Source organism: Paraflavitalea soli (assembly GCF_003555545.1).
Lineage (GTDB): Bacteria > Bacteroidota > Bacteroidia > Chitinophagales > Chitinophagaceae > Paraflavitalea > Paraflavitalea soli.
In genome coordinates this window covers 2,836,063-2,846,862 of the sequence record NZ_CP032157.1, presented here as the reverse complement: position 1 = coordinate 2,846,862, position 10,800 = coordinate 2,836,063, and the positions used below count along the sequence as shown (strand labels likewise).

Genomic DNA, 10,800 nt, shown 5'->3' with positions numbered 1-10,800 from the left:
GCGATAATGACCAATAGATCTTTTGCTGTTTTGTTGATCCTGTTCTTATCAGGCGCCTGTTCTAAGAAAGGGGAGCCGGTTGTACAAGCCAAATTTACCAACCTTTCACTGCGGGCTATTACAAACGATCCGTTCACCCTGAAGATTGTGGCAGATGAAAATACCGTATTGACTGAAGCACTGGAGGCGCCCGGAGGAACCAGTAACGTCACGGTTGAATATTATGACCTTGAGCACCGGTTCCAGGTCTACAACCTATTCGGCAACGAATTATTGCTGGATACTATTGTTCGTTACAAGCCTGGTTTCGTGAACGGTATTACCTTTTTTCAGGCTGCTGCAGGAGCAAAGCTGGTGTGGGTTGGTCCACCCCAAAACGAACCATTGGCTAAAGAAGGTTATTTCAAATTGTCCATTGTGTATAATCTTAACGCGTTGCCGGATTCTGTACGGGTGGTGGTGGAAAACAGCATTACCAGTGGCGGACAAACTTATGCGCCAACAGATAGCTTTACGCTTAAGAAAGGGGAGTTCTCCCGGTACTTTGAAGGCAGGAGCGGCGATAGAAAAGCCAATGTCAGATTCTATTCTACGACTTCTCCCCGCAGGGTATTGGCTGAAGCGATCAGCCTGCATTATTCAGCCAATCCTGATTTCAGCGTATACCTGCTTGGCACGGCCAGTAATGCCAGTATTCCTTATTCCTTTATCCCCGTTAAAATATATTAATTCTGTTTAAAGAAATAACGATGAAACTTTTTTCCACCTGTATTATTGCTTTTCTATTATTCACCACCAATACATTTAGTCAGTCTATTACAGAACTGATCCTGCCCCGGTATATACAAGGGACGGGCAACTTTAACCCGGCAGACGACAGAAAGACCCCTTTTGCGTGCCGCTTAAAAATTGAAGGCCTTACAGCCAATAAAACGTACAGGTATACAACAGGTTTTGTAGATGACCCGGGCAATCCTTCCAGTGAAGGGCATACCATTCACATTGATGCTGCCGGCAATTTTGTAAGAACGGAAAACCCGGATTTCATCAGTGGTTATGGTGAGTTTACAACAGATGCTTCCGGTTCTTATACGGGTTGGTTTATGGCAGAGGTCAATCACGCATTCCTGTTTTTCCCATACCCGGGTTCATTTGTCTATTTCAGGGTCAGGTTAAATGATGGCGATGGAGGAACAAGCACAGTGCATTACCTTACCACCACCAACCAGATCACTACTATCAATTTTGGGCCTACACCTGATGATGGCACGGCTTTGCGCAGTACGGCAGCAACTTCCGGCATAGCCAAAAATTTTGTAATGCTATGGGATGATGCTACAGACCGACCGGTATGCGGCTCGGTAATAGAGAGCGATGGAGTAGACAACACGATCGCCAATGGATATGCAGACTTTTATACTGATTTTGTAAACGGCCAGAACAAGACCTGGGGCGTTATCATTCCGAATAACCTGGCATCCGGCATTAAGAAGATTGCACAGTACAATCTTACGGATGGCGCAGAAACGGGCGTCAAGACCTCGGCAGATGGTTCCTGGGCCAAAGCAGGGGGCGGATCTGCCAGTACGGCCAATGCTGATGGCGGATTGGCTTCCGTGATCGTACTGGACGGATCTATCATCACCCTGGGAGCGGCCGTTCAGCAGCCTCAAACGATTACGTTTGTCCCCTTAACGGCAAAAACGTATGGTAACGCCGATCTTGATCCGGGTGCTACAGCCAGTTCTACTTTGCCGGTTACTTATACCAGCAGCAACCTGGCCGTTGCTACCATCGTTAATGGAAACACCATTCATATTGTTGGTGCAGGAACAACGGATATTACAGCAGAGCAGGCTGGCAGTACAGACTATAGTGCTGCTGCACCGGTGGTACGCTCCTTGACCGTTAATCCTGCTCCGCTTACCATCACTGCTGAAAATAAAGAAAAGGTGCAGGGTGATCCTCTTCCGGCATTCACGATCATTTATGACGGATTTGTAAACGGGGATGATGCGGGTGATCTAACCACCCCACCCATAGCCAGCACTACTGCTACGGCTTCTTCGGGCGCCGGCGATTATCCTATTACGATCAGTGGCGCTACGGCAACCAATTATACTATTACACATGTTCCGGGCAATTTAAAGGTTACCGCCTCCAGGCAACAGCAAACTATTGCTTTGGGACCATTGGTGCCTAAAACGTATGGGGATGCTGATTTTGCCCCTGCTACTGCCAGCTCAGGATTGCAGGTTTTTTATACCAGCGATAATCCCGCAGTGGCAACAGTAGTCAATAATAAAATACATATTGTTGGCGCAGGAACTGCCATGATAAAGGCTTCCCAGCCTGGTGATATCAATTATGAAGCGGCAGTTGATGTGAGCGAGTTGCTTACCGTAAAAAAAGCATCCCTTATCATTAAGGCAGAAAACAAATCAAGGCTGTTTGGACAACCCAATCCGGAGCTGACAATTGCTTATACTGGTTTTGTCAACAATGAAAGCAAGACTACTCTTACTACTCAGCCAACGATCAGTACTACAGCTATCGCTTCCTCACAACCCGGCAATTATCCCATAAAGGTGGAAGGTGCAGCAGCCGCTAATTATGATATCACTTATGAGAATGGCACGCTAACGGTAAATCCTTTACCAGCTCAGACCATCACATTTGACGCATTGCCGGTAAAAAGATATGGCGATGGCGATTTTGTAACAGCCGCTACAGCCAGTTCAGGATTGGCGGTTAGTTATAGCAGCAGCAATACCAGTGTGGCTACTGTTGTAAATGGTATGATACACATTACAGGTGCAGGTACGACCAATATTACTGCTTCACAACCAGGTAACGCGTTTAATGCGCCTGCCCCGGATGTAATAAGAACGCTGACTGTGCAGAAGGCCAACCTGGAGATACGGGTAGCTGATACTGTGAAAATGGAAGGACAGCGCAATCCGGACCTGGAGATTAAGTATAATGGATTTGTAAACGGCGAAAACGTTAGTAACCTCATTACACCTGCGGTAGTGAGTACTACAGCTACTACCAATTCTGTAGCAGGAAAATATCCCATTCTTGTGACAGGCGCCACTTCTAATAATTATGCGATCGCTCAATTGAGTGCTACACTGAGGATATTGCCGCCGCAGGGCAGTTCGGAGGATAATATAAATGCATACCTGAGTAGCCCTGGCCAGTTGAAGGTAAATATCTATTCCGTAGAGGCTGGTAAAGCAGGCATACAACTGTTTGATCAGCATGGTACAAGGCTGTTGCAGGTAAATGTTACATTGGTGAAAGGACACAGTAGTTATCAATTGCCGGTAGGTAATGTAGTTCCGGGCATCTACCATGTGCGGGTAAGCGGACCGGCGTTCTTACTCAAAACAAAAGTAGTGATCAGGTAGTGTGATCAGTAATCAGCAACATGAATAAGGAACAGAAAAGATTTCATTTTAAATTCTCATACATGCAACAGTTATATAAGTTCGGGTCTGCTATCTTTGTTTTCCTGATAAGCATAGTAGCCACTCAGGTGCAAGCCCAGGAGAGCAACAACAATACAGTCAATATTACTACTACAGCAGTGCCTTTTCTGCGTATTTCACCCGATGCACGTAGCGGAGGGATGGGAGATGCAGGGATCGCATTAAGTCCTGATGCCAACAGCGGTTTTTATAACCTGGCCAAAACACCTTTTGCAACAGATAGGTCAGGTATTGGCGCTACTTATACACCCTGGCTAAAGGAGATTGCCGATGATATGTACCTTGCTACGCTGGCAGGGTACCATAAACTGAGTGACAACGAAGCGCTGTCTGCTTCTTTGCGGTACTTCAGCATGGGCGACCTTACGCTGGTGGATTTTAACGGGAATAAATTGCAAACTACCAACCCACGGGAGATGGCTATTGATCTCGGCTATTCCCGCAAGCTTTCCGATCGACTGGGTATTGCAGTCGCATTGAGGTATATACATTCTAATTTATCTACAGGTTCGATAAATGGCGTTAGTTACAAGGCCGGCAATACTGTGGCAGGCGATCTTTCCATTTTTTACAATGGACTGAATGAAAAAAGTGCAGGATGGGCAGCCGGCCTCTCTTTATCTAACCTGGGTGGTAAAATAAATTATACCGATAATTCGGCTGAAAAAGATTTTCTGCCTGCCAACCTGGGTATCGGTGCTGGCTATACAGAGGTCTGGGATGATAACAATAAGATGACGTTTGCAGCAGACATCAATAAATTGTTGGTACCAGAATTGCCGAATAGAGCAGAAGATATGAAGGCTTATCGTGATAAAGGCGTATTTGGCAGCTGGTTCGATTCCTTTGGCAACCAGGCATGGCAGTTTGGATTTGGTATGGAGTACACCTATAACGATCAGTTGCACCTGAGGCTGGGATATAACAGTAAGACCTATGAATCGGGTAACTGGCAGAATATTACGGCCGGGGCTGGTATTCATTTTAGCTTTGCTACCATTAATTTCTCTTACCTGGTGCCTACCGGCGAAAAGATCAACAGAAATCCCCTGACCAATACAGTGCGTTTTGGAATTCTCTTCGGCTGGAGATAGTGAGACCCATAGCCGTATTGACCATTAAACCATAAGAAATTACCTGTTCTATATTCCTGTAATTGTTTTTTGTAATTGTTTTAATTGTTTAATTCCAAATTTCTTATCAACTATGAAAAGGAAAATTTTAATCGGCCTTTCAGCAGTATGTGTATTGCTGGTTGTAGCCATCGCTTGTAAAAGAAACTTAAACGACGGATTTGATGCCCGCGGAACTCAAGCCGGCAACGGTCCTTTCCTTGGTACCGTTACATTGCCACAGGTTATTGCAGCCAACAGAACCTTGAGCAAGGATACCCTGTATATCCTGAATGGTAAAACCTATGTAGACAGCGGTGCTGTGTTGACCATTCAGGCTGGCGGCCGTATTGAAGGCGTGAATCGTAAAGTTGGTAATAACAATGATACTGCTTCCGCGCTTATTATTACACGTGGCGCCAAACTGTATGCTGAAGGAACTTCAACCAATCCCATCCATTTCACTTCTCATGAGGCAAGTCCTCAACCTGGCGACTGGGGTGGTATTGTGTTGCTGGGAAAAGCTCCTCTTAACAGGGCTGATACTACCATTGAAGGCATCCAATTGCCTACTGTACCTGCAGGTATCGATGTGAACTATGGCGGTGGTGGTCAAGGTCTGGGTGATTCTTTGGATTGTTCCGGAAAACTGCAATACTGCATCATTGAGTATGCCGGCGCTATTATCTCTCCTGATAATGAGCTGAATGGCCTGACCTGTGGTGGTGTAGGTGCCGGTACTGTACTGGATTTTATTGAAGTGTACAGAGGAAATGATGATGCGTTTGAATTCTTTGGTGGTACCGTAAATGCCAAACACCTGTTTGCCTTTGAACCCGATGATGATGCTTTTGATTTTGATTTCGGTTACAGGGGTAAGATACAGTTTGCTGTTTCTGTATTGACTTCGAGTGCTTCAAACTATTCAGCCAATCCAAATGGTATCGAGAGCGATAACAATGCAACTGGTGCTGATCTTCAGCCTTATACACGGGCGACTATTTCAAACATGACTGTAATAGGATTGTCTGATAGCACTACCGCAGCAGCAAAGGGCTTATTGAATGGTAATTATTTCCGCAGAAAGAGCGCCTGGCGCATTACCAACTCAATCTTTATGGGATTCCCGGTTGGTCTTAAAGTAGATCCTCCTGTTCTTGCTCTTGACACTATCTACAGAAATAGTTTGATCCAGGCCTTTAATACCACGGTTACTGGTGTTACTATCAATGGAACCAACAAGCTTTACAAGACTCCTTTAGCCAATACGAACATTCAATTGAAGGATCCATTTGCTGCAACGCCTGACTTCAGACCTGTTGCAGGTTCACCAGCTCTTATAGAGCCCCGTGATTTCTCTGGTCTGGCTTCTACTCCAGCTGGTGGCGCCTGCAGTGCTCCAGCCTGGTCTTTCGGTACTGTTAGCTATATAGGTGCGTTCGGCGCTTATAACGCTGCCAGCCCTGGTATCAACAACTGGTTATTTGGCTGGGCAAGGTACTAGGCTGTAGCCGTTTATATTTAATAGGAGACAGGCAATACAGAACAGGTAATTCTTATTGCGATCGTTTTCAAATTAAATAATTAAACGAATCATGAAACGCATATATTTTACTTTTCTGTTGCTGACAGGAGTAGTTATTGCCAAGGCTCAGTCCGTTTCGGCAGTTATTGCCCCTCAATATATCCAGGGATCCGGGAATTTTAACCCTTCAGACGATCGTAAAGTGCCTTACGTAAGCCGCATGAAGGTGCAGGGTTTAACACCCCTTAGCATGTATCGCTATTACAACGGTTTTACAGGGGATACTACCAGCTCTAATATCGGAGACGGATTTCCCATTTTTGTAAAGACTACCGGTGATTTTGTGCGCACTACAGGCCCCTCTCTCGCTTTCCCTGGTACCTATGGAGAATTTACTACTGATGCAGCCGGCTCTTATACAGGTTGGTTTGCTGCCGAGGCCAATGAAGCATTTACCTTTTTTCCTGGTCAGGATGTTTATTTCCGCCTGATCTTAAACGATGGCGCAGGAGGCTCTACTACCGTTCATATTCTTACTGCTTCCAACAGTGCTATCCGCACCATCAACTTCGGTTCGGATGCTGAAAGCGGTACGGGGTTACGTGCTACGCCACTCAATAAAGGGGTAGCTAAGCAATTTGTATTCGTTTATGGCAACCTGCTGGCTCAGGGAAGACCCGTATCCGGTTCTTTTATTGAAAGTGATGGCACTGCCAATACCATTGCCAATGGATATGCCCCTTTCTACGCCAATAGTGTAGATGGTGTTGACAAAGCTTTTGGTACTATTGTTCCCAATGCCTTGCCTGATGGCATTTTGCGCATTGATCAGTTTGAACTGGCCGGTGCTTTCAAGAGGTCTTATTATCCTTATCCGGTTGTTGAATCCTGGAGCCCTTTTACTATAGGTTTTCGCTGGCCTTCTTTGAACAACACTTTCATTAACACCAAGAACCCAACGGGTGGTCTCGGCAATGTATTGGTAATAGATGGTGCAAAAGTATTGGGTATCAACCTTTGGTTGTCTGGCGAGTCCTACGCAGAAGAAGACCTTATTACCCTGCAATGGGCTACTCCTGCTGAAGAAGATGCGGTAGAATATTCAGTGGAAAAGTCTGTTGACGGTGGTAACACTTTTGCTCCTGTAAGAACGATCAGGAAAGGCGTTAACAAACAGATCTATGAGCTGAAAGACAAGCGTACAGAAGCTACTTCTTTCTATCGTGTGGTAATGACGGGCAAAGATGGTGCTAAGACTGTTAGTGAAGCACTGAAAGTACAGGGCGTTATCAAGATCAATATTTACCCCAATCCGGTGGTTGATCAGTTGATGATACAACACCCGCAGGCGGAAGCAGGCGCTTCTATCCAGGTAGTTAGTATGGATGGAAGAAAACTGCTGACACGCAATGTACAGGAAGGTACTGTGCAAACGAAGGTAGATGTTAAGTCCCTGATAGCTGGTAATTACATGGTGATCTATACCATTAATGGACAACGTCAAAGCAAATTGTTCCTGAAAAAATAAGAGTTATTGTGTCCTGTGAATTTACTCAATTACCTGTGGAATTTACTTCACAGGTAATTGTTTCTTATAGCAGGAGTGCAGCGCATGGGTGAGTAGTGTCTATAATGCAAAAGGGCATCCGCTGTAACGGACACCCTGATGTTGTAATTGTTTAATTCCATCACAAAAATAAATCTTGAAGCTTAACATAAAAATAAAAATTTCTTAAAATTGGCAGACTATGACATACCTGATTGAGGGTAACTCCTATAAGCCGGGCATCCGTATGGGAAGTAAATGGCTGGTTATCATTTTATTGTCAGTGGTTTCCAGACAAAGCCTGTTTTGCAGCAAGAAAAACACGCCTTTTGTGCCTACAGATCAATTGGGGATTGACAATAAATGGGTGTACGATACCTTGAAACGGTATTATTACTGGGCAGATGAAATAACGGGTAAGCCGGATTATACGCTGCCTACAGACCAGTTTTTCAGAAAGCTGCTCTCTGCCAATGACCGCTTTTCCTGGATCAGTGACCGTAGTACGGTAGGGCCATCGAAAACCACCGCTGGACTATTCGGTTTTCAATATAGCCTGATCACTCATCCATTTGATGCACAGCAACTGGTGGGTGTTATTACCCTGGTAGTGCCGGATAGTTATGCCGGCAGGCAGCAGTTAAAAAGGGGGATGTTCTTTTCCAAAATAAATGATAAGACCATTACTCCTCAAAACATGCAATCGCTGGTAACGGAACTACAATCCAACAGTTCGGCGGTACTGCGGCTGGCTGCATTGAACAGTGACGGAACGGCCCTGATTGATTCTGCAAGAGTAGCTTTTCAAAGCGGGTATGTAGATGATAAATGTGTGTATGCTACGAAGCTTTTTGAAAAGCAGGGTCTTAAAACGGGTTATCTCGCTTATTTTTTATGTTCAGAATCAGAAGATGTACTGATGCTGGAAGCGATACAGAAGCTCAAAAATTCCAATGTTACCGAACTGATCCTTGACCTGCGTTATAATCCCGGCGGCAGCGTAGCTTCTTCTGCCAAGTTGGCGGTCACGTTGGTCCCTTCCTTTAATCCCGATCAGGTATATGTTACTTTTAAAGGCAACCGTAATGGTGGTACTATTAAGCAGTCATTTCGCCAGACGATTGCCTTTTCCGGCAGTAACAGCGGTAAGGATATGAATGAACTGAAGTCTCACAATCTGGGTTTGCAAAGGGTTTTTATCCTTACTTCCGGTGCTACGGTTTCTGCAGCCGAGCTGTTGTGTAATAGCCTTAAACCGTATTTGCAGGTAATACGTATTGGGGCTACCACTCATGGGAAGGATGAAGCCTCCTTTCTACTAGAAGATACGCGAAATCCCCGGCAGGTGCAATGGATGATGATGCCCACGATCTATAAAGTATTTGATGCCAATGACAGAGGCGGGTATAGCAATGGGCTGCAGCCTGATCATGTGGTCAATGATTTTGCCCAATTGCCTTTATCGCAGGACCTGGGGTTTCCCGGAGATACTTCACTCGACAAAGCACTTACCTTAATTTATGGCAGCACACAAGTTGGTGTCACACCGCTTCGTCAAAGGACCTTTCAGTTTTCCGACATTAAATCCTGGTACAGTTCAGGTGCTGAAGTTATACCGGGCGTAGAAATGATGAGGCCGCGTTGATCGTGCATCAGACAAACAATTTTATGATAATCGTAACAATCCGGTAATACAGGGATGATATTGAATTAACGCAAGGAGAGGAGTTTTGCCAACCAAACAGCAAACTCTGATTAATGGTTAAGGCATTCCTCACAATCGCCATGCTCATCATGGCCACTTATCTTTTTGCCCAACAGGCAGTTCCCGATGCACGGTATAAACTACTAACAGGCAACCACGTTGTACAATCCAAGAATTACTACCTGCTTACTTTGTTACAGGAGGATAAGGAAGCCCGGAAGCTGATAGAAAGTGATACGGCACTCAGCAACCTGGCCCAACGCAAACTGGCTGGCCTTACCAATGCTTTAAAGACCTGTGGCAACAATGCTGCCTGCTACACAGAAAATATGAAGTTCTCCGACCAGGAGATACAGACCGTAAGCGCCCGCCTTACCGCTTTGTACAGTAACAACAATGGATTGGGCAAACTAGTGAAGCAACACCTGGTGCCTTCCGGTACTTATGTATTATTTCATAAAGAAAGTTCCGCTGAACTCCTGCGCAAAGCCTGGGAACAGGATGCTATGGGGATCAATTTTGCCATTGGGGTATATGCGGAAGGCAAAAAGGCCAATTACCCGCTGATCGACTCGATCAGTGTTAATGTAAACAATCCCCGCTATGGCAGTTTCCTCTATTCACCAGCCTATGTAGTATTGCAGGAATGTATGGACTCCCGTCTTTTCTTTCAGGTTGCTCTCACGGCTTCTCTGCAATTCATAGAATTGAATGAGCGCGACCAGGCAGCCGACTATGAGCCGATGGAGACAACGGTCAACAAAGCTGCTTATGACCGGATCAGGACGCTGAAGTGGAATACCTATAAATACTCGGTGATCCTGGTGCCTGGCGCTGGCCCGGATGATCCTGCTGTGCCGCTGAGTGCCGGCGGTATGCTGCGTTGCAGGCTGGCTGCCATACAATACCGTAAGGGTCTGGCGCCTTTCATCATGGTATCGGGCGGTAAAGTACATCCTTACAAAACGAAATATAATGAAGCGGAAGAAATGAAGCGCTTCCTCATACAGCAATTGCATATACCGGAAAATGCGGTGATCATGGAACCACACGCACGGCATACCACTACAAATATGCGCAATGGTGTGCGGCTGATGTTCCGCTATGGAATGCCGATGGATAAGCCCGGCCTTACCTCCACGGAAAGGGGGCAAAGTACCTGGATCACTGGTACGCTGGTGGAAAGGTGTAAGAAGGAACTGGATGAAGTGCCTTATAAACCTGGATTAAGGTTGTCTGAAACGGAAGCAGAGTTCTATCCGTTGCTGGATGCGCTGCATATCGATCCTACGGAGCCGATGGATCCTTGAGGTGAAAGGCAATCTTAGTTGTTATTTCGAACGTAGCGAAGCGGAGTGAGAAATCTGTTGCTTCGATAGCGGATTTCTCCCTGCGGTCGAAATGACAAAGCAGAAAGT

The 10,800-nt window shown here is 45.7% G+C and carries 7 protein-coding genes; all 7 read left to right on the top strand.

From position 1 onward, the window contains the following. Nucleotides 1–6: 6 nt before the first annotated feature. Nucleotides 7–729, top strand: a complete 723-nt coding sequence (locus tag D3H65_RS10530; protein WP_119050273.1) for a hypothetical protein — start codon at nt 7–9, stop codon at nt 727–729. Between the two features lie 20 nt (nt 730–749). Continuing rightward, complete coding sequence (locus D3H65_RS10525; RefSeq protein ID WP_119050272.1) at nt 750–3,413, top strand: MBG domain-containing protein; 2,664 nt, start codon at nt 750–752, stop codon at nt 3,411–3,413. Nucleotides 3,414–3,475: 62 nt separating this feature from the next. After that, nucleotides 3,476–4,588, top strand: coding sequence for a type IX secretion system outer membrane channel protein PorV (gene porV / locus D3H65_RS10520; protein ID WP_119054466.1), 1,113 nt, complete (start codon nt 3,476–3,478; stop codon nt 4,586–4,588). A 112-nt stretch (nt 4,589–4,700) separates the two neighbouring features. Further along, a complete protein-coding gene (locus D3H65_RS10515; RefSeq protein ID WP_119050271.1) occupies nt 4,701–6,110 on the top strand; it encodes a hypothetical protein in 1,410 nt (469 codons plus the stop codon). A gap of 91 nt (nt 6,111–6,201) precedes the next feature. Next, nucleotides 6,202–7,659, top strand: a complete 1,458-nt coding sequence (locus D3H65_RS10510; protein WP_119050270.1) for a T9SS type A sorting domain-containing protein — start codon at nt 6,202–6,204, stop codon at nt 7,657–7,659. Between the two features lie 220 nt (nt 7,660–7,879). Beyond that, nucleotides 7,880–9,322 carry a S41 family peptidase gene (locus tag D3H65_RS10505; RefSeq protein ID WP_119050269.1) on the top strand — a complete coding sequence of 481 codons (1,443 nt, stop codon included), beginning with the start codon at nt 7,880–7,882 and terminating at the stop codon, nt 9,320–9,322. A 113-nt stretch (nt 9,323–9,435) separates the two neighbouring features. Continuing rightward, nucleotides 9,436–10,692 (top strand): YdcF family protein, encoded by a 1,257-nt coding sequence (locus tag D3H65_RS10500; RefSeq protein ID WP_119050268.1) that lies wholly within the window; start codon nt 9,436–9,438, stop codon nt 10,690–10,692. Nucleotides 10,693–10,800 lie beyond the last annotated feature (108 nt).